The organism is Cysteiniphilum halobium, from assembly GCF_003574425.1.
Taxonomy (GTDB): Bacteria; Pseudomonadota; Gammaproteobacteria; order Francisellales; family Francisellaceae; genus Caedibacter; species Caedibacter halobius.
This window is the reverse complement of record NZ_KZ984544.1, coordinates 2,443-2,960: the sequence shown is the minus strand read 5'-3', so window position 1 is coordinate 2,960 and position 518 is coordinate 2,443. Positions and strand designations below refer to the sequence as shown.

The following is a 518-nucleotide window of genomic DNA, read 5'->3' as shown; positions in this document are numbered from 1 at the left end:
GCATTATTACCTGCATTAACCGTTGCATCTATCGATCCATCGCCATTGGCATCTACACTGACTGTGCCATCACCATTGTCGGTAACAACTGCATTATTACCGCCATTAACCGTTGCATCAACTGACCCATCGCCATTGGCATCGACACTGACTGTGCCATCACCATTGTCGGTAACAACTGCATTATTACCCGCATTAACCGTTGCATCTATCGATCCATCGCCATTGGCATCGACACTGACTGTGCCATCACCATTATCTACAACAACTGCATTATTACCCGCATTAACCATTGCATCTATCGATCCATCGCCATTGGTATCTACACTAACTGTGCCATCACCATTATCGGTAACAACTGCATTATTGCCCGCATTAACCGTTGTATCTATTGATCCATCGCCATTAGCATCTACACTAACTGTACCATCACCGTTATCTACAACAACTGCATTATTGCCCGCATTAACCGTTGCATCTATCGACCCATCGCCATTAGCATCGACACTGACTGTGCC

At 45.6% G+C, this 518-nt stretch carries 1 protein-coding gene; it reads right to left on the bottom strand.

Annotation, left to right across the window (positions count from 1 at the left end; translation table 11 throughout):
* On the bottom strand, positions 1-518 hold a 518-nt coding region (locus DNK85_RS01445), incomplete at both ends, for a hypothetical protein (protein ID WP_208123116.1).